At 57.8% G+C, this 22,967-nt stretch carries 20 protein-coding genes; 10 read left to right on the plus strand and 10 right to left on the minus strand.

Annotated features, from left to right (window positions below):
- The first annotated feature begins 21 nt into the window (after positions 1-21).
- The 3 genes from rpoD (at position 22) to IPK79_06480 (ending at position 2,384) form a co-directional block, all read left to right on the plus strand.
- Entirely contained in the window at positions 22-1,104 is a 1,083-nt protein-coding gene (rpoD, locus tag IPK79_06470; protein ID MBK8190079.1) for an RNA polymerase sigma factor RpoD, read from the plus strand.
- A gap of 126 nt (positions 1,105-1,230) precedes the next feature.
- On the plus strand, positions 1,231-1,896 hold the full coding sequence (locus tag IPK79_06475) for a hypothetical protein (GenBank protein MBK8190080.1): 666 nt from the start codon (positions 1,231-1,233) through the stop codon (positions 1,894-1,896).
- Positions 1,893-2,384 carry a type II secretion system protein gene (locus IPK79_06480; GenBank protein MBK8190081.1) on the plus strand — a complete coding sequence of 164 codons (492 nt, stop codon included), beginning with the start codon at positions 1,893-1,895 and terminating at the stop codon, positions 2,382-2,384. The genes IPK79_06475 and IPK79_06480 overlap by 4 nt, the downstream gene beginning before the upstream one ends.
- Before the next feature lie 20 nt (positions 2,385-2,404).
- Here the strand turns inward: IPK79_06480 and IPK79_06485 are convergent, their stop codons facing one another.
- On the minus strand, positions 2,405-3,094 hold the full coding sequence (locus tag IPK79_06485; protein MBK8190082.1) for a LysM peptidoglycan-binding domain-containing protein: 690 nt from the start codon (positions 3,092-3,094) through the stop codon (positions 2,405-2,407).
- Positions 3,095-3,321: 227 nt separating this feature from the next.
- Here IPK79_06485 and IPK79_06490 point away from each other — a divergent pair, with 227 nt between their 5' ends.
- Positions 3,322-5,973 carry a valine--tRNA ligase gene (locus IPK79_06490; GenBank protein MBK8190083.1) on the plus strand — a complete coding sequence of 884 codons (2,652 nt, stop codon included), beginning with the start codon at positions 3,322-3,324 and terminating at the stop codon, positions 5,971-5,973.
- Between the two features lie 6 nt (positions 5,974-5,979).
- On the opposite strand, the gene IPK79_06495 is transcribed toward IPK79_06490, so the two are convergent.
- The 6 genes from IPK79_06495 to recG all read right to left on the minus strand — a co-directional run bounded on the left by IPK79_06495 (position 5,980) and on the right by recG (position 11,121).
- Positions 5,980-6,249: a hypothetical protein gene (locus tag IPK79_06495; protein ID MBK8190084.1), complete on the minus strand. Its 270-nt coding sequence runs from the start codon at positions 6,247-6,249 to the stop codon at positions 5,980-5,982.
- Between the two features lie 204 nt (positions 6,250-6,453).
- The gene (locus tag IPK79_06500; GenBank protein MBK8190085.1) at positions 6,454-7,284 is read right to left on the minus strand and encodes an IS3 family transposase; all 831 of its coding nucleotides are present in this window, start codon (positions 7,282-7,284) and stop codon (positions 6,454-6,456) included.
- A gap of 136 nt (positions 7,285-7,420) precedes the next feature.
- The gene (locus tag IPK79_06505) at positions 7,421-7,567 is read right to left on the minus strand and encodes a transposase (protein MBK8190086.1); all 147 of its coding nucleotides are present in this window, start codon (positions 7,565-7,567) and stop codon (positions 7,421-7,423) included.
- A gap of 73 nt (positions 7,568-7,640) precedes the next feature.
- Positions 7,641-7,958, minus strand: a complete 318-nt coding sequence (locus tag IPK79_06510) for a hypothetical protein (GenBank protein ID MBK8190087.1) — start codon at positions 7,956-7,958, stop codon at positions 7,641-7,643.
- Positions 7,936-8,427, minus strand: a complete 492-nt coding sequence (locus IPK79_06515; protein ID MBK8190088.1) for a hypothetical protein — start codon at positions 8,425-8,427, stop codon at positions 7,936-7,938. Before IPK79_06515 ends, IPK79_06510 begins: the two co-directional genes overlap by 23 nt.
- A 210-nt stretch (positions 8,428-8,637) precedes the next feature.
- A complete protein-coding gene (gene recG, locus IPK79_06520) occupies positions 8,638-11,121 on the minus strand; it encodes an ATP-dependent DNA helicase RecG (protein ID MBK8190089.1) in 2,484 nt (827 codons plus the stop codon).
- Positions 11,122-11,253: 132 nt separating this feature from the next.
- On the opposite strand from recG, the gene IPK79_06525 reads away from it, so the two are divergent.
- The 3 genes from IPK79_06525 (at position 11,254) to IPK79_06535 (ending at position 13,526) form a co-directional block, all read left to right on the plus strand.
- Positions 11,254-12,177 (plus strand): tetratricopeptide repeat protein, encoded by a 924-nt coding sequence (locus IPK79_06525; GenBank protein ID MBK8190090.1) that lies wholly within the window; start codon positions 11,254-11,256, stop codon positions 12,175-12,177.
- Positions 12,178-12,181: 4 nt separating this feature from the next.
- A complete protein-coding gene (locus IPK79_06530; GenBank protein MBK8190091.1) occupies positions 12,182-13,045 on the plus strand; it encodes a type III pantothenate kinase in 864 nt (287 codons plus the stop codon).
- A gap of 136 nt (positions 13,046-13,181) precedes the next feature.
- Positions 13,182-13,526 carry a hypothetical protein gene (locus IPK79_06535; GenBank protein MBK8190092.1) on the plus strand — a complete coding sequence of 115 codons (345 nt, stop codon included), beginning with the start codon at positions 13,182-13,184 and terminating at the stop codon, positions 13,524-13,526.
- Between the two features lie 72 nt (positions 13,527-13,598).
- On the opposite strand, the gene groL is transcribed toward IPK79_06535, so the two are convergent.
- Together groL and groES are read right to left on the minus strand one after the other, a co-directional pair.
- Complete coding sequence (groL, locus tag IPK79_06540; protein MBK8190093.1) at positions 13,599-15,230, minus strand: chaperonin GroEL; 1,632 nt, start codon at positions 15,228-15,230, stop codon at positions 13,599-13,601.
- 62 nt (positions 15,231-15,292) lie between these two features.
- A complete protein-coding gene (gene groES / locus IPK79_06545; GenBank protein MBK8190094.1) occupies positions 15,293-15,604 on the minus strand; it encodes a co-chaperone GroES in 312 nt (103 codons plus the stop codon).
- 341 nt (positions 15,605-15,945) lie between these two features.
- Between groES and IPK79_06550 the strand changes: the two genes are divergently transcribed.
- The 3 genes from IPK79_06550 to IPK79_06560 all read left to right on the plus strand — a co-directional run bounded on the left by IPK79_06550 (position 15,946) and on the right by IPK79_06560 (position 19,927).
- On the plus strand, positions 15,946-17,649 hold the full coding sequence (locus IPK79_06550) for a glycosyltransferase family 39 protein (protein MBK8190095.1): 1,704 nt from the start codon (positions 15,946-15,948) through the stop codon (positions 17,647-17,649).
- A gap of 71 nt (positions 17,650-17,720) precedes the next feature.
- Positions 17,721-18,773, plus strand: a complete 1,053-nt coding sequence (locus tag IPK79_06555; protein MBK8190096.1) for a glycosyltransferase family 4 protein — start codon at positions 17,721-17,723, stop codon at positions 18,771-18,773.
- Entirely contained in the window at positions 18,764-19,927 is a 1,164-nt protein-coding gene (locus IPK79_06560) for an endonuclease/exonuclease/phosphatase family protein (protein ID MBK8190097.1), read from the plus strand. The genes IPK79_06555 and IPK79_06560 overlap by 10 nt, the downstream gene beginning before the upstream one ends.
- A 571-nt stretch (positions 19,928-20,498) precedes the next feature.
- Here the strand turns inward: IPK79_06560 and IPK79_06565 are convergent.
- The gene (locus tag IPK79_06565) at positions 20,499-22,538 is read right to left on the minus strand and encodes a tetratricopeptide repeat protein (protein MBK8190098.1); all 2,040 of its coding nucleotides are present in this window, start codon (positions 22,536-22,538) and stop codon (positions 20,499-20,501) included.
- Positions 22,539-22,967 lie beyond the last annotated feature (429 nt).

A 22,967-nucleotide genomic window follows, 5' to 3' on the forward strand; every position in this document is an offset into this window, starting at 1 on the left:
AGCGAAGACTCCCTGCTGGAAATGATTGAGCAGCAGGAACGCGGCTCCGGCGGTCGCAACAGCATCGATGAGATTCTCTCCAGCGATGGGGAGTCCGACAACATCGGCTCGCTGTTCGGCGGTGGCGGCGGCGAAGGCGGGGTCGCCCTGCTGGAGCGCACCTCGCGCATGACCGGGGCCATGACCGCCGGTTCGACGTTTGCCGCGCCCGTGTTGCGCGAAGACGCCGAAGTCGAAGAGCCCGAGTTCGCAGAAGCCTCGGCCGGGGCGATTGATGATCCGGTGCGGATGTACCTGCGCGAAATTGGTCGCATTCATCTGCTCTCCGCCGAAGAAGAAATCGAACTGGCCCGCAAGATTGTCAGCGGTGGCCCGGAAGGCGCCGACGCCAAACGCAAGCTGGTGCAAGCCAACCTGCGTCTGGTGGTCAGTATCGCCAAGAAATACGTCGGGCGCGGCATGCTCTTTCTGGATCTGATTCAGGAAGGCAATCTGGGCTTGATTCGCGCGGCCGAGAAGTTTGATCACGAGCGTGGGTATAAATTCTCAACCTATGCGACGTGGTGGATCCGTCAGGCGATTACCCGCGCGATTGCGGATCAGGCGCGCACCATTCGGATTCCGGTGCATATGGTGGAAACCATCAACAAGCTGAAAAAGGTCACCCGCAAGCTGGCGCAGGACCTCAGCCGTAAGCCCAGCGAAGAGGAACTGGCTCAGGCCATGGGCATCAGCGTGCCCAAGCTGCGCGATATTATTAAGGTCGCCCAAGAGCCCCTGTCGCTGGAAACGCCCATTGGTAAAGAAGAAGACTCCCGTCTGGGCGACTTCATCGAAGATCGCGAAGCCGAGGCGCCCGCCAACACCGTGGCCCAAGAGCTCTTGCGCGAAGACCTGACCGAGGTGCTCAGCTCGCTGTCGCCCCGCGAGCGTGACGTGCTGCGGTTGCGCTTTGGTCTGGATGATGGTCGTCAACGCACGCTGGAAGAGGTCGGCCAGTTGTTCGGCGTGACCCGCGAACGCATTCGCCAGATCGAGGCCAAGGCCTTGCGGAAATTGCGGCACCCTAACCGCAGCCGTCGGCTGAAAGAGTATATCGAGTAGCCGCTCGCCCTCGTCGTTCACTATGATAAAATAACTCGCTGTTGTCAGCCCTGCCTTCGCAAAATTTTCGCGGGGCGGGGCTGACCGGTATTTTGGGATGTTTCACGCAGGCGGGACACTCAACGCATGGCAAAGGATCTACAGCATTACGTGGAAACGGCGCTTGCCGCCGGGGCCGATAAGGCGGCGATTGCCCAGACCCTGATTGCAGCGGGCTGGGGCGCTGAAGTGGTGGAGAAAACGCTGAATCAATATGCGGGCGTCGACGCGCGCGGCCTCCTGATCCCCGTTCCTCGGCTGAGCGCGCACCATGCGTTACGCGATATTTTCGTCTATCTGCTGATTCTGACCACGCTGTCGATGAGCAGCTACGCCTTGGGCGCCCTGTTGTTTCATCTCATCGATCGACTGGTTCCGGACGTCCAGCCTTATCATGAAGCCTTGGGCTCCATGAGCGCGACCATCGCCCAGCTGGCAGTGACGGCGCCAGTGTTCTTCTGGTTGAATGCCTGGCTTCAACAACAATTGCGCGCTTTTCCGCAGAAGCGAGAATCGCTCATTCGCAAACTCATGATTTATCTGATTCTGTTTGTTGCGGCCGTGGTGACGTTGGGCGACCTGATCGCTATTCTCACGAATTTTCTCGAAGGCGAGCTGACCAGTCGCTTTCTGCTGAAAGCGCTGGTGATTCTCTCCATTGCGATGGGCGCCTTCTCGTACTATCTGCTCGAGATGCGCCAAGATGATCGTCTGGTACAGCGCGATCCGCTCTTAAAAGGAGTCAAGCCGTGAAGGGACCGGGCTCCTTGGGAAAAACCCTGACGCTGGGCTTTTCCGTCCTCGCCCTGATTGCTATCGCCGCCGGCGTGACGATCAGCGGCGGGCCGGCGTATCAGCGGAAAATCCGACTGGATGAGTTGCGCTTGCGGCGGATGCAAGTCCTTGAGACCGGCATACAGACGTTCTACGAAAACAAGCGCCGCTTGCCGTTGCCTGCCGAATTGCCCGCCCTGCGCGAAGAAGCTGACTACAGCGACGCTTTTCGTGCGGAAAACTGGCAAGACCCGTCCGATAAAGGGCCTAAAAGGACGATTGGCTATCGGGTAACCGGCGTCAATACGTATCAGCTATGCGCCTCGTTTGAGACGGAAAGCCTTCAGAACACGGATCCAGACGCAAAAGGCGGCTTTTATAGAGGCGCGTACCGCCCGCTGCCGAATTGGACGCATCCGGCAGGCGCCTATTGCCTGAAACTCGAAGCGACGGCGCCGGATCGATAGAATCAGCCGCGCTTAGACGCTTAATAGGTTTTGGGAGGAATTGCCAATTGCTGGCCGATTTGCAGCTTGTCGGGGCTCGACATGGCGTTGGCCCGCTGGATTTTTGCGACCATATCCGGCGCGCCGGACCCGTAAAAACGGCGCGCAATGCGCTCTAACGTGTCGCCCGATTGTACTTCATAAGAAGACGCGCGTGAGGGCTCGCCTTGAGCGCTGGACGCGTCGGAGGACGACGCCGAAACCTCTGACGAGGCATTAGAGGACGACTCCGCGCTGTTGCCGCCAGAAGGGGCGAGCGCATCTTGACGCAGCACGCGCGTGGCGGCGGGAGAATCGCCATTGTCGGCCGAAGAAGCGCGCTGGCCGCCGTTGACGCTGACCGTAATCGGCTCGTAGACTTTCGGCGCGACGCCTGTTTCGCTAATCACGGGCTGGGTGAGCGCGCCGCCGCCAGCGCTGATGCGGGGCTTGCTGGTAAACAGGAAGAACAGCGCGCTGGTGATAATTGCCCCGACGAGAACGCCCACCACCGTGAAAACAATGGGCGAGCGATCTTCTTTGACGAAATGACGGGAACCGGACCACAGCATATCCAGCTCCTGGGGTTGATATTCATTAGCGCGAACGTACACGCCGGGCGCTTTTTCTCGTGGCTGGGCCGAAGTGGCGCTGGGCGCCGACGTTTCTTCGTGTTCAGAATTAATAGGCATCTGTGTCCCCATGGCGGTCATTCAACCCCTTTATGACGTCATTCTGATATAATCTCAGCAATTTCTGCCGTGTCAGCTCTCTATAGACGGGGCGCAGACGCATTGTCGCGACCCTGTTCTTTTTCTTTATACCACGACTTGCGCATCGCGCTCTCGCCTTGCCGCAAAAATGCAACCAATCGCAACGCAACCCCTCCGTCGTCCTCTGCCAGCCTCTGGAGCCCGTTATGCTCGATAAAACCTATGATCCGCGCTCAGTCGAAGCCGAACTCTACGCCTATTGGGAGAACGCCGGTTTATTCAAGCCCGACGTCGCGGATCCGCAGGCCCGGCCCTTCAGTATTGTGATTCCGCCGCCGAACGTTACGGGAGCGCTGCATATGGGGCATGCGCTCGATAATGTCCTGCAGGACGCGCTGACGCGCTGGCGCCGGATGCAAGGCTGTCGCGCGCTCTGGATGCCGGGAACCGATCATGCGGGCATTGCCACGCAAAGCGTCGTCGAGCGTCAGCTCAAAGCGGAAGGTCTGACGCGTCAAGGGCTGGGGCGCGAGGCTTTTCTTGCGCGGGTCTGGCAGTGGGCGAACTCCTGCAAGGGAGGCATTACCGGACAATTGCGCCGGCTGGGCGTTTCGCCCGACTGGAGTCGCGAGCGCTTTACGCTGGACGAGGGGTGCAGCCGCGCCGTGCGTCAGGCGTTTTACGCGCTGTATCAGCGCGGTCTCATTTATCGCGGCGAATACATCGTCAATTGGGATCCCGTCAGTCAGTCGGCCATTTCGGATATTGAAACGGAGTATGCCGACGAGGATAGTTTTCTGTGGGAAGTCGCCTATCCGGTGGTCGGCGCCTCGGGCAAGAAGCTGATCGTCGCTACCACGCGACCCGAAACCCTTTACGGCGACGCCGCTGTCGCGGTTCATCCTGAGGATCCCCGCTATCAGGAGTTGATAGGCAAGCAGGTCTTGCTGCCGCTGACCGGTAAAACCATTCCGATTATCGCCGATGATTATGTGGATATGGCCTTCGGCACCGGCGCACTGAAAATTACGCCCGCCCACGACCCCAATGACTATCGTATTGGCGTGCGGCATCAATTGGAGCCGGTCAACGTTATCGACGAAAAAGGCGCGCTGCGCGATCTGCCCTTTATTCCTGAACCGGTGCGCGGACTTGATCGCGATGAGGCGCGTCGGCTCACGGAAGAGCTGTTGCAAACGGGCGGCTATCTGGCGCGCAAGCTGCCGCATCGGCATCGGGTTGGCCGCGCGCAGCGCTCCGGCGCCGTGATCGAGCCGTTGTTGTCGACTCAATGGTTCGTCAAAACCGCGCCGCTGGCTCAAGATGCCCTGGCTGCGCTGGAACGCGGCGAGATCCGCTTTATCCCCGAGCGCTGGACGCGCGATTACCTGCGCTGGATGACGAATATCCAGGACTGGTGCATCTCGCGTCAACTCTGGTGGGGGCATCAGATTCCGGCGTGGCATTGCGCTTCTTGCGCCCAGACGACAGTCGCCATCGAAGACCCGGATGTCTGCGGCCATTGCGGCTCAAGCGATATCCGGCAAGACGAAGACGTTCTGGACACGTGGTTTTCGTCAGGTTTATGGCCGTTTTCCACCATGGGATGGCCCAACGAAGCGGCGCCGGATTACCAGACCTATTACCCGACTGATGTGCTGGTGACGGGCTTTGACATCATCTTTTTCTGGGTGGCGCGGATGACGATGTTCGCGCACGCCCTCACGGGCCGTTCGCCTTTTCATACCGTCTACATCCATGGCCTGATTCGCGACGAAAAAGGCCAGAAAATGAGCAAATCGAAGGGCAATACCGTCGATCCGGTCAAAGCCATCGAGCAATACGGATGCGACGGGTTTCGCTTCGGCTTGCTGAGTCTGGTGACCTATGGCGCGCAAGATATTAAGCTGGCCCCGGACAAGCTGGAGCTGGGCAAAGTATTCGCCAACAAGCTCTGGAATGCCGCGCGCTTTACGTTGATGAATCTGGAAGGCGTTGATGACGCGCCTATCGACCGCGCCGCGCTCTCTGGCATGGATCGCTGGATTCTGAGTCGCTATCACCGCGCCGTCGCCGAGGCCAATCAATTGCTGGAGGAGTACAAGTTCGGCGAACTGGCCGCCTTGCTGTATGAATTCATCTGGAATGGTTTTTGCGACTGGTATGTGGAATACGCAAAAACCCAATTGCGAGATCCTGCGCGCGCGACCAATGCCAGACGTATTCTGCTGACGTTGCTGAATGGCCTGCTGCGACTGATTCACCCGGTGATGCCGTTTATTTCGGAAGCAATCTGGCGCAAACTGCCGCATACGCCGACCGAATCGGTCTCCATTGCGCCGTATCCGCAAGCAGACGGCGACTGGATTGACGCGCGCGTCACCGACGACGTGGAACTGACGCTGGCCGTGGTGCGCGCGGCGCGTAATATTCGCCAGCAATATAATCTGCCGCCAGCGGCTGCCATCCGCCTGATGATTGAAGCGCCGGATGCGCGCGAGCGCCAGGCGCTGGCGGATAACCGCGATATTCTGGACCACTTCCTTAAGCTGGAATCGTTGACGATGTCAGCCGCGCTCAGCGAGCGCCCGTCCCATGCGGCGGCCAATGTCGTTGGCGCCGCGCGTATTCTGGTTCCGCTGGAAGGCTTAATTGATGTCGCGCAAGAATTAACCCGGCTTGGCAAAAAGCTCGAAGCGCTCAAAGACGAGCAGGATGCGCTGTATCAGATGCTCGGCAATTTTGAATTTCTGGAGCGCGCCCCGCAGGCGGTCGTCGATAAAAACAAGGCGCGCCTGAGCGAGGTCAAAAATCAGGCCAAGCTGCTGGAAGAGCAACTTGCCAGCCTCAGCGCTTAGCCCGTTCTATCGGATCTTGTAATCTGGGTCATTTAAGGCCTGCGGCGATGTCCCTTGCGCCGCCAGCATTTGCGGGGCCAGTTGTAAGATTTCGCGGCTTTCTGCGCCATATTTGGGATCGTTTTGCCATTTGTTGAGCCATTGCTGGCTGGCGGGAGCTTGCTGGATTTCCCATGTGTGGAGCATGCCCCGTAACAATTGCCGTGCCGTGCGGACCCGTACGTGAGTCGCTTTGCCCTGGGCCCGGCGGTGACCGAGCCCCGTACCCGGAACCATCCAAAAGTCGAATTTTAGGATTTTAGCACGTTTTCAGGTCGGCGTCCTGAGTTCCAATTTTTAAAATCGTCGTCGAACGCCAAAAACTGGTGTTGAAAAGCGGTTGGAAAGCGCCAGCGCTTTTCAACCGCTTTTCAACACCTTTCCATTTCCACGATAAATTCGCCCGCTGTGGTTTCAGCGGGTTTGGAATGCTGGATTTTTTCAGGCGATCAGACGTAAAGCCGCCTGCTCACCCTGCCAGTCGAGAATAAAAACTTCAGGCGTTCGGTATTGCAAGGCGCTGTGAGGACGCTCGGTGTTGTAATGCCCGCGCCATGCTTCAATCACGACCTGAGCCTCGCTCAACGTATCGAAGGCTTCCATGTTCAGGCATTCATCCCGCAAACGGCCGTTGAAACTTTCGCACTTGCCGTTTTGCCACGGGCTCCCAGGCTCAATAAAGAGCGACTGCGTGTGCTGCGTCTGTAGCCAGCTTTGCAGGCAACGGGCGACAAATTCCGACCCGTTGTCGCTGCGTAGATACCGGGGAATCCCGTAATCCCTAAACAACGTCTGCAATGTCAGGCGCACATCCTCGCCCCTGAGAGAACGTTCCACGCGAATGCACAGGGACTGGCGCGTAAATTCATCCAGCACCGTCAATAGCCGGACACGGCCGCCAGAAGTCAGGCGGTCCTGCACAAAATCAACCGTCCACACGTGATTTGGCGCAACGGCCTGTTCGGGCGACTGAACGCCTTGGCCTCGCCTGCGTTTCTTCGTTTTCTTTCTGACTTGTAGGCCTTCCTCGCTCCGGATCCGCCGCACCCGCTTCACGTTGATTGTCCAACCTTCCTGCTTCACCAGTATGGCGTGAATCCGGCGATAGCCGAACCTCGCGAAACGATTGGAAAGACGCAGGATTGCCTGACGCAGGGATTCATTCCTGGCGTCTGCCACAGAGCGTAAGCCGTGCCGACGCACGCGCGATAGCCGGGCGCATTGACGTTTCGACAGCTTGTATTTGTCCGCGCGCAGGCAATGAAACAGAATCCGACGACGGGAAGGCCCTAAAGCTTTTTTAGCACGTCCTGCAGCGCATCCAGTTCCAGTGTGCGCTCACTCAACAGCCTTTTCAGTCGGGAATTCTCTACTTCCAGAACCCGTAAACGCCTGGCTTCCAAGATGCTCAAGTTTCCGTACTTCTTTTCCACTTGTAGAACGTGGCTTGCGAGATGCCAAGCTCCCGACAGACACCTTCGACCGTCTTCTGACCGCTTTCCTGTGTCCGTAATGCAGTAATAACCTGCTCTTCCGTGAATCGGCTCGTTTTCATTCCAAACACTCCTTTCAAAAGATTGAAGAACAAAATCCTCTACTTTTGAACGGTCCCCATTTCTGGGCTCAGGTCAATCCACGACGTCTTGTTTAATGGTTCCATCATTGGTACGCGTGCCAGCGCTGCCCAGCATTAGAGCCCATTGCTCCCCGGATTTTTTCAAAGCATTCTTCTGATTGATCGGAGGGTTCTCTTGGAAAAGATGCTCAATAAAAGGTTTATCCAGTAAATGAGCGGAGGCAGGCATTGTATCCAATGCCTGCCAATTACTGTTATCAAAATTACCTGCCGAAATGTCGTTTATCATCTTGCTTTTTTCTAAAGTGGTCTTGGCTTCTTTTAAAGATTCTGCATCTTCAAATGGTTTAGAAAAAAATATTGCCCGCATACCCAGAAGGGTTAGAGGGCATGCCGATCGTTCCTTCCCGCGTAATTTGTTGCCCCAGAAAATTCAAGCCGTTCACCCCCTGTGGAATGACGGCCGTATTCAGAAAACTCCCAAAATTCGAGAATTCCCGAGGGGTGATGACCCCATCAAACGGATTGTTGCCTTGAGGCGTTCCGGCTAAATGCGTTTCAACCTTCGCTAAAAATTGGGCGACTTCGCGCGGGGCTTGCTTACCGTCCTGGTCCAGGTCAACGGTTTTCCAGATGGATCCCCACGCGTCTTGCGAGTCCACGCCCAACGCCTGGCGCAACGGCTGGGACTCTGCGATAGAAACGGCGCCGTTTTTATCTGTGTCTAACGTGCCGGCTTGCTCCCGGAGGCCATTGGCGGCTGCGTGTCCCCATTTGCGGTGTTCGTCAAAACCCGTTGCAGGTCGAGCAGATTGCATATACGTCATTGCTAACGCCATGATAAAAATCCTTGCGGTTGAAACCCTGCCAAATGGAAACCCACCTGCATGCAATAAAACATCTTAGTTGTGTTTGATGCGTCGTTCTCATGGGGTTTAAGCCATGGCAACAGAAAATCCCGCGCGAGGCGCGGATTTTTAAGCTGAATTTTTGTAACGACACTGGCGCCATCGCGAAGCTCTGGGTCTCCAGAGGCGTCTGGACGCGCGTTAGCCCGCGCCGAGGGCGGCGAAAGCGTGATCGGTTTTTTCAAAGACCAGCGATTTAAGGCGCGCATTGGCGTTCAGGGCCTCGGGAGACGCTGTCAATTCAAATGCGGCTTCGCGCGCCATTTCCAGAATGGCATGGTCCTGGACCAGATCCGCCAGCGCGAAATCCGGCAGGCCGCTTTGCCGCGTGCCGAGGAATTCTCCCGGTCCGCGCAGGGCAAGATCGCGCTCGGCAATCTCAAAGCCGTTTTGCGACTCGCATAGCAGCGTCAAACGTTGCAGGCTGTCGTCGGAGCGCGAATCGCTGATGAGCACGCAATAGGACGCGCTTTGTCCGCGCCCAACGCGACCGCGCAATTGATGTAACTGCGCCAGACCAAAGCGATCCGCGTTTTCGATCAGCATCACGGTTGCGTTGGGGACGTCTACGCCCACCTCCACCACGGTCGTGCTGACCAGAATGTCCAGCTGGCCGCCGGTGAAGGCCGCCATCACGGCGTCTTTCTCATCGGAGGGCATTTTGCCGTGCATTAATCCCACGCGCAGATCCGGGAAGACGTCTCGCTGAAGTCGTTGCGCCTCGCTGACGGCGGCCTTGGCTTCCAGCGCCTCCGATTCCTCGATAAGGGGGAAGACAATATAGGCCTGGCGGCCTTTTGAGACTTCATGTCGAATTAATTCATACGCTTGACGGGCCTTGGAGCGCGTAAGCAGAGAGGTCACGATGGGCGTGCGCCCCGGCGGCAATTCGTCGAGCAGGGAGACGTCCAGATCCCCGTGCAGCGTCATCGCCAGCGTGCGGGGAATCGGCGTTGCCGTCATCGTCAGCATATCAGGATGCTCGCCCTTGTTTTTCAGCAAGGTGCGTTGACGCACGCCAAAACGGTGCTGTTCATCCACCACAATTACTCCCAGCGCGTGAAAATCCACATCGCGCTGAATCAGCGCATGGGTGCCGACGGCGATATGAATCTGCCCATTCAGAAGGCCTTGTCGCACTTCGCGACGCTGCGGCGCCGTAGCTGCGCCGGTCAGCAGGCCGACGCGCAGACCCAGCGGCAGTAACCATTCTACAAATTTGCGGTAATGCTGCTCGGCGAGAATCTCTGTGGGGGCCATCAGCGCGCCCTGATAGCCATTTTCAACGGCGATCAGCAGCGTGAGCAAAGCGACAATGGTCTTACCGCTGCCAACGTCCCCTTGCAGCAGGCGATACATCGGCTCTGGACTGGCGAGATCCGCCTGGATTTCCGAAAACACGCGCGTTTGCGCGCCCGTCAGCGAAAAGGGCAGCATCGCCAGCAGGCGATCGCAGTAGCCGCCTTCGCGCCGGGCCAGCGCCAGACCGCGCGCCGTTCGCTTGTATTGTGCGCGCAGTAAGGCTAAGCGGCACTGAAGCCAAAACAACTCGTCGAACACCAGCCGTTTACGAGCTGCCTGATGCTGCGCCAGCGACTCCGGGAAATGAATCTGTGCGAGGGCTTCGCGGAGTCCGACCAGCTCATAGCGACTGCGAATTGTCTCGGGCAAGGGATCGATAATCGCTTGCGAAAATTCGCCCAGCGCCTGATGAATGGCGCGACGCAAAAACGACAGATTCAGGCCCTGCGTCAGCGGGTAAATCGGGACAATACGCCCGGCGTTCAAGGGCGGCGGGGCGTCGCCTTCGCCGCCTGCGTCCTCATAACTGAGAATTTCCGCTTGCGGCTTTTCCAGCGCAAAGCAGCGATTATAGCCGTCTAATTTCACGCGCCCCGAGAGCATGACGTCGGCGCCTTTTACAAAGCGCGCCTTAAACTGCTCCAGCGCCCCGCGCTGGGTTTTGGCATAGAACCAGGCGGCCGTCAGGCGCCCCGTGCCATCGGTCACGGTCAGCGTCAAAATGGCGACGTTTCCGCTTTTGGCCATGCGCGCATTTGCCGACACCACCGCGCCGATGACTGTCACGTCCTGCCCCGGCGTCAATTCGTGGATCGCAGCCCGGTTTTGATAGTCCACATAATGGCGCGGAAAATAATAGAGGAGATCGGCGATGGTCTCAACGCCCACTTGCGCCAATAACTTGGCCAGACGCGGCCCCACGCCGCGCAAAAACTGAACCGGCGCGCTCATCGGATCGGTCTGTGCGGCGTCGCCTTCGGGCGGGCTTGCGTTGGCGTAACGTTGCGCCGGGCGCTGCGGGGCCGCCAGCGTTTGCGCCATTAACGCCAGAAACTGTTCCAGGCGTTCGACGACTCCCATCCGCTGGCTCAAATCCATGGCTGCGTACTGGCGAAATTTCTGTGTCAGGGTTTCCAGCGCCAGAAACAGCGCCCCATCGTCCACTAATCGGCGCAGATGCGCTTCCAGACGGCTGAGCGATTCCTGAATGAAGCGCGAAAAAGGTTTGCGACGGCCCTGAACGTCGACGTATTGATAGCGACGCTCATAGTCGATGGCTTGCCGGAGCTCGCCGGTCAGGAGCGACGCTTCTTCGCGAGACATAGGGGCGGCGGCTCCTTTTGATTTCCTGCGCAACGTCATTGGGTCGGCGTGAACGCGTGCGCGCTGCGGGTCATTATATAATAGGAACGCGTCCCTTGGGCCGCCATCCGTTCAATGAGGATTTTACGCCTGATGCGCTTTTCGCTTTTCTGTCCGTCCGCCTCGCGCGTTTGCGCCTGGATGCTGCGCGTTTCCCTGATGCTGGTCATGGCCGCATGGATCAACATCGCCGCGCCCACCGCCGTATACGCTCAAAATGTCGATGCCGCTCGTCTGTATAATCAGGCGCTCGATCGTGTCGGGAAAGGCGACACGCCCGGCGGGATTTCGCTCTTTGAGCAAGCCGCCGCCGCCGATCCCAATTACGCGGATTCCTTCTATAACCTGGGCACGCTCTATTTTAAACAACGGCAATACGCCCAGGCCACGACCGCCTTTCAGCGTACCTTGCAACTGAATCCCGGCGATCAGCAGGCGCGGTTTTCGTTGGCGCTGAGTTATGAACAACAGTCGCGTTTTGCAGAAGCCGCCGAAACCCTGCGGCAAATCCCTCCGAACGATTCCCACTACGGCACGGCGCAAACGAAGATTCCGCAGTTAGAAGCCGCCTTGAAAACCTGGCGTCCCCAAACGCAGGCGTCTGCTCAGAAGCCGCCTGCCGCCAAAACGCCTGCCAAAGTGGGTCTTGAACGCTTTGCGCAAGGCTTCTTTGGGCCGACGGGTCTGGCAATGGGACGCGATGGCAGTCTGTTTGTCGCTAACTACTCCAAAAACCAGATCTTTCGCATCGCGCCCGACGGCGCCAAGAGCGTCTTTACCCAGAGCGATTTGCTCAAAGGTCCGGTGGGACTGGTTTACAATTCTGCGCTTAACGAATTTTACGTTGCCAATTATTTAGGCGCCAATATCGTGCGCATCAGCGCCGATGGGCGCGCCAGCGTGATGGTGTCAGGTCTTAAAAAACCTTACTATCTCTTGCTGGATTCGCCGCATAATCAGTTATACGTCTCCGAGCAGGATACCAACACGGTGACGCGTATCCGTCTGGGAGGATAGCCGTATGGGTCCAGGCGACCCGCCTCCCGCATCGAATGCCGACGTAACGCTGGCAGTGGATATTGGCAATACGTCTGCGAGCTTTGGCTTGTTTTGCGGACAATCGCTGCTGAGCGCATGGCACGCGGATCATGCTTTGTCTTCGGGTGACGACGCCCTGTTGCAGACTGGCGAACGTCTGCGCGCGGCTTTAAAGCAAGCCTCCGCAAGTGGCGCGCGGCTTAAAGGCGTCGTTTATTGCAGCGTTTCGCCGACGCGTCAAGAAGCGCTGTTGTCGATGATTCTCGCGCTCACCCAGCCGTTTTGCGATACCTCGTCGCCTCTGGTCTCGCTGGGCATTGTTCCCGGCGTCACGCGCGTTGCGGTGGACATCGGCGCTTACGCTCCCGAGCAACTGGGCCCCGACCGGCTGGTGAATCTATGCGCCGCCCGCGCCCTTTATCCCAATCGCGCGGCGCTGGTGGCCGATTTTGGGACGGCCGCCACGTTTGATCTGCTTGACGCTTCAGGGCGCTTTCTCGGCGGGGCCATTGCCCCTGGTCTGAGAACTTTCTGGGATTGTCTGCCGCCTAAAACCGCGCGGCTTCAGCCCGTTTCCATGCAATCTGCGGCTCGCGCGGCGGGTTTGTCGACGCGAGATTGCCTGCAAAGCGGCTTGGCTTATGGTTACCGGGGTCTGACGCGCGGCATTGTGGATGCTCTAAGGACAGAATGGCCCGCCATTGATTTTTTTCGAGTCGCTACCGGCGGTATGGCCCTTGCTTATCACGAATTAAGCGACAGCGCCGACGCGCCGACATTCGATGTTATTGATCCGCATTTAACATTGCGCGGGCTGGCGGCAATTGCCGCCCTGAGCGCTTTTTAACGCTTGTAATTGTCAGCCGCCGAAAATATTGCTAGAATAAACCCCCCGCTCGGGCGTCCTTGAGGAGGAGGACTGGGGACGCGCATTCTGCGTGGAGGCTGGGTATACAGACAATTCAACTTAAGGAGAGATTTCCATGAATCTACCTTCAGTTTCACTTGGCATGCGTTTTGGTTCGTTAAGCGTGATTGAAAATCGGGGAGCTGTCATCCAAAAGCGGTACTTAATGCCTGTTCAGGGCTCATTAGATCGCGCAGGTTGGGATGTTCAAATGATTTTGGGCGGAGGTGTAAATAAACCTGACTTTAAAGCTGTTCTGTCGAGAGAAGGTAAGCCAGCCGGAGAGTTATCCTTTTCCCGTCCTGAAATTACTCCAGGACATCGAGCGCTCTTAAATCGTGGCCATGCGCTTGACTTCGTCAGCGCTGTTCATGGATTTATGGACAGTTATGACTGTCGTCAGCCCCATATTTACGGCTGAAAAACCAACCGGCTGACCTTGAAAAAGGCCAGCCGGTGGTTTTATGGGTAAGAAGACGACGCGGGACGTTTTCTAGTAGTCCATGTCGCCCATACCGCCGCCCATGCCGGGACGCGCGGCTTTTTCTTCGGGGATGTCGGTGATCAGCGCTTCGGTCGTCAACAACAGCCCGGCGATGCTGGAGGCATTCTGCAGGGCGCTGCGGGTGACTTTCGCCGGATCGACGATCCCGGCCTGGAACATGTCAACGTATTCATTGGTGTAAGCGTCGTAGCCGACCGTGGGGCCTTGCTCCTTCACTTTTTCGACAATGACGTCGCCATGAACGCCGGCGTTGTTAGCAATTTGGCAGCAGGGCGATTCCAGCGACTTGCACAGGATTTCGCCGCCGACGCGCTCTTCGCCTTTCAGCGTGTTGAGGAACTCAACCAGCTTGGGCTGAATTTTGAGCAACGTCGTGCCGCCGCCAGCCACGATGCCTTCTTCGATGGCGGCGCGCGTGGCGTTCAGGGCGTCTTCGAGGCGCAGTTTTTTGTCTTTCAGCTCGGTTTCGGTCGCCGCGCCAACTTCAATCACGGCAACGCCGCCCGAGAGCTTCGCCAGACGCTCTTGCAGCTTCTCTTTGTCGTACTCGCTGTCACTGTCCTCGATTTGGCGCTTAATTAATTTGACGCGCGCTTCGACGTCCTGGCGCGTGGCCTCGTCGACGACAATCGTCGTGTTGTCTTTGGTCACCGTCACGCGGCGGGCGCGGCCCAGTTCGCGAATGGTGAGGTTTTCCAGACGCGTACCGGTTTCTTCGGTAAAGAGCTGACCGCCGGTGAGGATCGCGATGTCTTCGAGCATCGCTTTGCGGCGATCGCCAAACCCGGGGGCTTTGACGGCGACGGCGCGCAAGACTTTGCGCATATTGTTGACGACCAACGTCGCAAGCGCTTCGCCTTCGACGTCTTCAGCCACCAGCAGGATGCCGCGACCTTCGCGGGCCACTTGCTCCAGAATCGGGACCAAATCGCTGACCAGATTGATTTTTTTGTTGACGCACAGCACGAAGCAGTCGTCCAGCGCGGCTTCCATGCGCTCAGGATCGTTGACGAAGTAGGGGCTGATGTAGCCTTTGTCGAACTGCATCCCTTCGACCAGTTTGAGTTGGGTGCCCATCGACTTGGACTCTTCAACGGTGATGACGCCGTCTTTGCCTACTTTATCCATTGCTTCGGCAATCAGTTCGCCCACGCTGCGGTCGTTACCCGCCGAAATCGTGGCGACTTGCGCGATTTCTTCTTTCTTTTCCACTTTGCGCGATTGTTTGTGGATTTCTTCGACGACAAAGGCGCAGGCCTTGTCCATACCGCGCTTAATGCCCATCGGGTTGTTACCCGCGACCACGTTGCGCAAGCCTTCGCGCACCATCGCCTGAGCCAGCACGGCGGCGGTGGTGGTGCCGTCTCCGGCCACGTCGTTGGTTTTGGAGGCGACTTCGCGAATCAACTGGGCGCCAGCGTTTTGCTGGTGGTTTTCCAGTTCGATTTCCTTGGCGATGGTCACGCCGTCATTGACGATTTGTGGCGAGCCGAACTTTTTCTCCAGAACGACGTTGCGGCCTTTGGGGCCCAGCGTCACCTTGACGGCGTCGGCGACAGCGTCGATGCCGGTTTCGAGCGCGCGACGCGCTTCTTCATCAAATGCGATTTTCTTTGCCATTTCAGCAATCTCCTGATTGGGGGATAACAAACAAAATTGGGGGATAGGGCGAAACGCCGGACTTACTCCTGAATAACGCCCAGAATGTCTTTCTCCGACAGGATTTTGTATTCCTGACCGTCGATTTTGACTTCGGAGCCGCCGTAGCGGGCGAACAGCACGCGCTGGCCTACTTCTACGTTCATCGGCTCGCGTTGACCGTTATCGAGTACGCGACCCGGGCCGACGGCGACGATACGGCCTTCGGTCGGCTTTTCTTTCGCTGAATCAGGAATATAAATCCCGCCCGGGGTCTGCTGATTGCCTTCCAGCACTTCCAGCACGACGCGATCGCCGAGCGGTTTGATGCGAACTTGGGTTTGCGTTTGTGACATGGGGGAGTTCTCCTCATAAATGAGCTTCATGCGGCGACGGGGGCTTTCGCCCTGTGGCGACGCAACACGACACGACAAGGGGCGTTCAGGCGTTCCGGCGTCGGAAGGCCTGAAGTAAGCGCTATCCTAGTGAAGTTCCGGTCCGCTTGTCTACGTCCTGAGGGCAAAAATAATAATGAATTAAGAATGCCCCGCTTGCGATAGACCCCCCTGTATCTCATCGCCCTGGAACGTCACAATGTCGCGCTAGGTAGCCCCCATTCACGCAGAGCGTTGTAAGATGAGCATAGATCTTGTTTTCTCCTTGTCGGCAGCCAGAACAGTAGCCAGAACGATCTTCGATGGGCGATTCACGCGCAAATGGCATCCGTTTCGCCGGCCACGGCTGGCGACGCGTTCTGTCGGTCTTTATGCAGCCGTTGACGGGAGTTGCGCTTTTAACGCTGCTCGCCATTGTGCTGCGGCTCATCGGCATTGAATCGCGCAGTCTGTGGGGCGATGAACTGTTTACTATCGCGCATGCCATGGGCAGCGTCATCCGGCCCGAAACGCTGGCGCAGCTCGGTCATGGCATGGATCCGACCGCGCCCCAGACGGCGGGCGATTATATCAGCCAGTATTTTACGCGTCGCGGTGAGGCGATGGAGCTGGCGCCGACGCTGCGCGCGCTGATGATGAACAATCATCCGCCCCTGTATTTCTGGCTTATTCGCCTCACGGTTGACGCCTGGGGATTGACGCCGCTGGCGTTGAGGCTGCCGTCGCTGCTTGCGAGCGCCGGATGCGTCCCGCTCCTGTTTTTGCTGGGGCGTCGCCTGCATAGCGCGCCGGTGGGCGTGATTGCCGCAGCGATGATGGCGCTGTCCGGGTATCAGGTCTTTCATGCGCAGGATGCGCGCCCCTACGCCTTGTTGACGCTCATCGCGCTTGCGGCTCTTGGTTTACTGGTAAAGACGCTGGATGAGGCCCTTGACGACGCTTCTATGCGCGCGTTCGCCCCGCGGCAGCTATTGCGCTGGCTTGGGTGGACGCTTCTGTGTGTGGCGGGCCTGTATACCCATTATTTCTTCGCGCCGTTTTGCGTCTTTATGCTTCTATACGGCGTGATCCGCGCATGGCGCGCGCCCAGGACCCTGCTTGCGCTGATGATTTCTGTCGCGCTGGCGGCCGCGTGCGTTTATCCCTGGTTGTCGGTTCTCAAAGCGCAAGCGCACTGGATTTCTCAGGAAGGCCATTTTACGGGCGGGCGCTGGGACTGGATTCAAGCGCCGGAAATCATCTGGCGCATGTTGTGCGAGTATATTGCGCCTAAAAGCCCTTGGCTGCGCGTCGCGTTGCCCATTCTGCTGATCTATGGCATGGGCGTGATGTTCTACGTCCGGCGCAGTCGCTGGACAATTTCGCGCCTGACGTTGTGCTGCCTGGTCTGGATCGCCTGTATCGAAGGCTTTATGCTGGCGTATGACGTCACGCTGAACGCCAACCTGCTCAGCGTCCGCCGTTATGGGATGCTGGCCGCGCCCGCGTTTTATCTGCTGATTGCGTGCGTTATCGTCAACATCAAGACTCGCGAGCGATTGATTCAGCCTGCTATTCTGACCGGGCTCCTTGGCTGGATGCTCCTCAACAGTCTCTGGATTACGCTGACGCACGGCCTGACGGGCGGCGATTATCGGGAGGCGGCCTCGTATATTGTCCACCATCATGCCGGGGGAAGAGAAACCGTACTCGTAAATCCCAGCGGCCCGCCGGTGATGGGCATGGCGTTCTATCTGCCGGCTCCAACGCCGTTACTGGGCCTGCCGGCTCGCAGTATGTTTACGATGGCTGACCGTCAGGCCGTCGAAAGCCGCGTGAAAGCCGCCATGGCCCAGTCGAGCCGTATCTGGGTGGTGTACAGCGACAGCGCGCCCAGTGCGCAACTGTTTATTGATCGCGCGCTGACCGCTCAGCAGTTTCTGCCCGGCGATCAGCAGCGCTTTGAAGGCGTCCAGCTTTCGCTCTACGAACGTTTCGACCCACGCGCCACTCGCCGGGCCCCATGAGTTGCGACGCGGGTTTTCGAATCGGGTGCGCGGTTGGCGCGCAGCAAGGTCCCGGGATTTTTTTAAACCGCTTGCGTACGGCGTTGCTGGCGCGCGACGCGTTTAGCGACGATGCGCCTGATGCGTGGATTCAATTGTCTTTTGAGCCCCTGCCCGCGCATGTCGCCGAGCGCGTACGGCGCGGACAAACCCGCATTCTGGCGCGGATGAACGGGTGTTGGTGTCAGCGTCATTCTGTTTTGCGCGGACTGCCCCTGCCGTGGCTGGATGCGCGCGCCTCGCGTCGCCGCAATGATCGTAAGAATGCCAGAATCCGCCAGAATCTGGCCGAGGCTCACGGCGTGATTTATCAGAGCGAATTTTCGCGCCGCTTGACGCATGCGTTTGTCGATGCCGCTGCGCCGCAGGGCGTTGTAATCTACAACGGCGTGGATCTCGATGCGTTTTCACCTGAAGGGCCTGTGGATTCGGCGATTGCCGATGATTTCAAGGACAGTTTCAATTTATTGATGTCGCATAGCTTTCAGCCGTATCACCGCTTGCACGATGCCATGAAAATTCTGGCCGCATTGCGTCGCCAACAATTAGACAAGCCGGTTCACCTCCATGTATTGGGCGGCGCAGATGAGCGCTGTTTTGGCTGGGCGCGAGAAATCGCGCATCAAAAAGGCTTGCTGGAAGGCCGCGATTTTACAATCTGGGGCAAGCGTCCATTCGACGCGCTCGCCCCAATGCTGCGCGGCTGTGATGCCATGCTCAATCTCTCTTATTGGGACGCCTGTCCCAATGTGGCCATTGAAGCCATGGCGTGCGGATTGCCCATTATCGGAGTCGACCATGGCGGGCTGGCCGAGTTGGTCGGCGCAGGCTCGCAAATGGCTGGCGTTTTGGTTTCAGAGCGAATCCCGTTTACCTATCTCGACCATCAGAATCCGTCGCGGATGCCGCAGGCGCCGATCGCGGGTTATGTCGAAGCGATTGCTGCGGCGATCCCGATGACGGCTGCCCTGTCCGAGGTTGCGCGCGCGAGGGCTGAAACGCGGTTTGATATTCGAAGAATCTGCGCCGAGTATCTGGCGGCAGCGCAGGCGTTGACCCAAGAGGACTTGGTTTCATGTGGATGATTTCTCCCGTAGCGCTTGCCGGACTTGTCATCAAGTTTCTGGGCCGCTCGATTGGCGGCGTGATTGGTTTTTTGATGGGTATGCTGATGCTGGCGCTGTGCGCCCTCACGCTGACCGGACGATTTGCCCCGCCACAATGGCCGTACGATCTGGCGAATCACTTCGTTGCGCAAATGGCCGCATGTCAGGCCCTGGCGCTGCTGATAACGCTGTTTCGCCGCCCCTCCACGTTTCTGGGCTGGATCATCGCTGCGCTGACGCTCGGCTGTTTTGCGCTGAACCTGATTCGTCTGGCCCCTTACGCGCCGTTGCCAGCTTATTGGCAAACGCCTACCCCGGCCGCCCGTCCGGTAGCGCCTTCATCAGGCCCAACGCTGTCGATACTTCACCTCAATGCGCAAGGGGTGCGTAATCAGCGCATGGACCTCGCGCTGGCGTACATCCGCGAGCGTCAACCCGATATTGTGGCCTTGTCCGAATTCCCTGCCTCCTGGGAGAAGGCTTTTACAGACGCGCCAGAGCTGAAGTCCTGGCCATACCGCCTCGTAGGTCGCGCGCAAATCGGGGTCTTTAGCAAGCGGCCGTTGCGTCAGGTCCGCTATGACTTCTTGAACGCCCCAACGGCTAATCAGACATGGGTACAGTTTGAGACCAAAATCGGCTCTGAGCCCGTGACGCTGGTGGTCACACATCTCCCGATTCCAGCCATACCCGAATCGTTTGCGCGCGAGCGCGCCATTTTGAGCCGTATTGCCGCTCAGCGAGAGCGCTACCGTCCGGCGTGGCTGTTGGTGGGCGACTTGAATATGACGCCGTGGTCTTGCCTGTTTCAAGCCTTTTTATCGCAGTCCGGCCTGCGCGATTCCCAGGAAAGGCGGGGCGTTCAGGCGTCATGGCCTGTCTGGCCCTTTCTTCCGGCCTGGGCGACGCCGATCCTGGGCGTTCCTATCGATCACGTTCTGGTCAGCGATCGGCTGGCGGTAGTCGCCCGATCATTAACGCCGCCTGTCGGATCCGATCACTTGGGCGTTTGGGTCGTGGCGCGTCCCATTTCATCGCCGGACAAAATCCAGTCGACGCGAATGGGTTCCGGCGTCAGGCCTTCGGCTGCGAGCAGGCCTGTCCATGCTGTCAATAAAGGCTCGAAAAAGTGATCGTGAGAAATTCTCCCACACGCTGCCTGCAGCGTATAAAGCGGCGTTGTGTCGTTAAGGCCGAGTTGTTGACAGAGGGCGCGATGCGCGCGTCGTAAAAATAAATGGACGTGCGCGCCTGTGAGGCCAACCACGCGCTGGTCGATGGACAGTGTGAGAAGGCGCGGCGCGTCGTTGCTGCCAGGCAAGGGCCTGGCGACATCTACGCCTTCTCTGAGCGTGGCATGGATCCCCAACAGCGTTTGCAACGTCTGGAGATGCTCGGGAGTAGAAAGCGCTTTGCCGGGCAGCGGGGAGACGTTTCCGCAACGTCGCACGAAAAACTGGTACGCGCCGCCAAAGCGAGGCGCTGTCGCGTGAGGGCGAGCATGACCGTAATTCAATCTGATGTCTGGCATAGAGCGCTCTTAGAGTCCGTAGCGCGTAATTTGCTACAAAAATCGTTTATACGGCGGTTTGAGGCGCAGCGCAAGTCTTCAAACGCAGGGCCCAAAACAAGGGCGAAAAAACGCGCCGCCCCTTGCAACTGAGCAAGAAGACGGCGCGAAAGCAGGATTGAGGAGGACGGGTTTTATCGACCGCTGTAAGGAGCGGCTTGATACGAGGTAGAAGAGGCCGCGCCTTGTTGACGTAAAGGCGGCATGGTTTGCGTCACCCCGGCGCCCGAGTAAGGCGGCATGGAAGAAGACGCGGCGGCAGGAGAAACCGCGCCATAACGGGCGGCGGTCGGCGTCATTGAGCGTCCTTGGCGTTCAGCCAGCTTTTGCTGCAAATGGCTGATTTTCGACAAATAACGCTCGCGTTCGCCTGCTTCCATGTCAGGGCGCAAATTGACGTAGGCCTGATATTCCAGAATCGCCTTGCCGTAATCGTCTTCGTTCTGGTAAATCTTGGCCAGAGCCAGACGCACTTCCGGCTGACGGGGGTACAGGCTCACGGATTCCAGATAGTAATCTTTGGCCGTACGTTTTTTCGCCTTGGAAAACACGCTTTTGAAAGACTGCGCCAGATTCAGGTTTTTGTCGGCGGCGGCGCGCTGCTGATCGAGACGATGCAGCCCGCGTTGCGCTTTCAAATTCTGCGGATTACGCGTCAACACCATTTTGTAGGCCTCGGCGGCAGTATCCAAATCGCCATTGATTTTAAGCGCATCGGCGATTTTGAGTTGCTGGGCCGGGTTATTCTGGTTGCGCGTCAGCAATTCGCGGAACAACGGATCCGACTCCTGATAACGCCCCAGCGCAAACAGCGCTTCGCCTTGGGCAATGCGTTCAGAGTCGTTGCGCGGGGCGATGCGCGTCATCGCTTCCAGCTCTTGCTGGGCGAGTTCCGGCTTACCGGAAAGCCGACTGACCTGCAACATAGCCAAGTGCAACGACAAATCGTTTGGATTCGCCTGAAGCGCTTTGCCAATGGCCTCTTCAGCGTCGACGTATTTATCCGATCCTCCCAACATGCCTTGGCCGGCGGAATCCTGCGCGGTCACGAGGTAGGTTTGCGCCAGCCCCTGTAAGGCGTCCGGATTGGCGGGATCTTTGGCCAGCACGTCCTGATAGTAACGAAGGGCCTGATCCGGCTTGTCCACGGCAAGAGAGAGACGAGCTGCGTCGAGTTTCAGCGCATCCAGATTGGGGTTTGCGTTCAGCGCGCTGCGAAGCTCAGATACGGCCAGTTCGCCGTCTCCACGCGTGTCAAACAGTTGCGCGAGCTTCTGGTAAGCGCCGACGTATTCGGGTTTGACCCGGATCGCTTCGCGGTATTTGGCGATAGCGGCCGATTCATTGCCCTGTTTCAGCAGGACGTCGCCCATCTTGGCATAAACCATCTCGCTGTTACGGTTCTGAGACAGCGAGGTGTTGAGCGCCTGATAGGCGTCGTGGTACCGGCCTTGATCGGCCAGCGCTTCGCCAAGATAGTAATGCGCCTTGTAATTTTTAGAGTTGAGCTGAATTGCGCGCCGGTATTCACGAATCGCCTCTTCGGGCCGTCCCTGGGCTTTCAGAATGGTGCCGCGATTGGCGACGGCTTCCGAGAAGTTGCGATCCAGTTGGGCCGCCTTTTCGAAGGCGTCCGAAGCCTCTTCTAAACGGCCTTGGGTCCGATAAACCTCTCCCAGGCGGTTATAGGCGTCGGGGTTATTGGCGTCATAGCGCAGCGCCGTCTTGAACTCATTGGCGGCCTTATTCAGCAGTTCTTCTCGCTGTGCGCGGTAGGTCATGTCCGAAGACGCCGTCTGATTGCGGTACACCACGCCAAGGGCAATATGGGCGTACGGATTCTTCGGATCTTTGGCCAGCGCCTTGCGCGCGCTTTCTTCGGCGGCGCCTAATTTAAAGAGTTCTGCCTGAACAATCCCCAGATAAGCGCGGTTATTGCTGCTGTTGGGATTGCTGCGTACGTCGCGGGCATAAATTTTTTCGGCTTCTTCCCAGCGTCCTGTTTCAAACAAACGGGTCGCTTTACGGGTCGATTGCGCGATATAGCCGCGCAAACGCACTTGAGCGTCGGCGGAAGGCGTCACCGCCAGTAACATCAGCCCGGACAGCATTGCCACCGGTAACGTGGCTGCCAGCATACGGCGTGGAGCGGAATCGAAAACAAAAAAGGTCATGTCTATCATCTCATATCAACTGCACATTAAGGAGATGTTAGTCCGTATCAAGAAAACATTCAAGACTACGCCTAAAGGGCCTTTTGCGGGCCTCGCTCTCCAGAAGTCAGCATAGACGGAGGACTTTGGCGAAGGTTCCAACAGGAGCGCACCTCAAACAAAATGCTTTAGTGGTAAGAGGGCCTCAAGCGCTTATCTGAAAGGCTTATCGCCTTTGTAACGTAAAATAGTCGCTTCACCAGAAGCGATTGTGTGGAGATGTTGCTTTATAGAAAGATTTGTAAAATTTCCGCGCTTAAAGATGTATTTTTAATATGCTTCGCCGATATGAAATATACAGAATTACCTTTCTCTCCCCTCCTCAAAGAAATCCCCCTAAAAATAGTGGCGTCTCGACGGGAATGCGTTGCGGCGCCTGTTTCTTTTTCG

The sequence above is a fragment of the Vampirovibrionales bacterium genome (assembly GCA_016712355.1).
Classification (GTDB): Bacteria; Cyanobacteriota; Vampirovibrionia; order Vampirovibrionales; family Vampirovibrionaceae; genus JADJRF01.

Excerpts from the sequence above, each read along its gene's own strand:
- rpoD (MBK8190079.1), top strand. The coding sequence starts at position 22 with ATGATTGAGCAGCAGGAACGCGGCTCCGGCGGTCGCAACAGCATCGAT.
- IPK79_06475 (MBK8190080.1), top strand. The coding sequence starts at position 1,231 with ATGGCAAAGGATCTACAGCATTACGTGGAAACGGCGCTTGCCGCCGGG.
- IPK79_06485 (MBK8190082.1), bottom strand. The coding sequence starts at position 3,094 with ATGCCTATTAATTCTGAACACGAAGAAACGTCGGCGCCCAGCGCCACT.
- IPK79_06490 (MBK8190083.1), top strand. The coding sequence starts at position 3,322 with ATGCTCGATAAAACCTATGATCCGCGCTCAGTCGAAGCCGAACTCTAC.
- IPK79_06495 (MBK8190084.1), bottom strand. The coding sequence starts at position 6,249 with ATGGTTCCGGGTACGGGGCTCGGTCACCGCCGGGCCCAGGGCAAAGCG.
- IPK79_06505 (MBK8190086.1), bottom strand. The coding sequence starts at position 7,567 with ATGAAAACGAGCCGATTCACGGAAGAGCAGGTTATTACTGCATTACGG.
- IPK79_06510 (MBK8190087.1), bottom strand. The coding sequence starts at position 7,958 with ATGCGGGCAATATTTTTTTCTAAACCATTTGAAGATGCAGAATCTTTA.
- IPK79_06515 (MBK8190088.1), bottom strand. The coding sequence starts at position 8,427 with ATGGCGTTAGCAATGACGTATATGCAATCTGCTCGACCTGCAACGGGT.
- recG (MBK8190089.1), bottom strand. The coding sequence starts at position 11,121 with ATGTCTCGCGAAGAAGCGTCGCTCCTGACCGGCGAGCTCCGGCAAGCC.
- IPK79_06525 (MBK8190090.1), top strand. The coding sequence starts at position 11,254 with ATGCGCTTTTCGCTTTTCTGTCCGTCCGCCTCGCGCGTTTGCGCCTGG.
- IPK79_06530 (MBK8190091.1), top strand. The coding sequence starts at position 12,182 with ATGGGTCCAGGCGACCCGCCTCCCGCATCGAATGCCGACGTAACGCTG.
- IPK79_06535 (MBK8190092.1), top strand. The coding sequence starts at position 13,182 with ATGAATCTACCTTCAGTTTCACTTGGCATGCGTTTTGGTTCGTTAAGC.
- groL (MBK8190093.1), bottom strand. The coding sequence starts at position 15,230 with ATGGCAAAGAAAATCGCATTTGATGAAGAAGCGCGTCGCGCGCTCGAA.
- groES (MBK8190094.1), bottom strand. The coding sequence starts at position 15,604 with ATGTCACAAACGCAAACCCAAGTTCGCATCAAACCGCTCGGCGATCGC.
- IPK79_06550 (MBK8190095.1), top strand. The coding sequence starts at position 15,946 with ATGGGCGATTCACGCGCAAATGGCATCCGTTTCGCCGGCCACGGCTGG.
- IPK79_06560 (MBK8190097.1), top strand. The coding sequence starts at position 18,764 with ATGTGGATGATTTCTCCCGTAGCGCTTGCCGGACTTGTCATCAAGTTT.
- IPK79_06565 (MBK8190098.1), bottom strand. The coding sequence starts at position 22,538 with ATGACCTTTTTTGTTTTCGATTCCGCTCCACGCCGTATGCTGGCAGCC.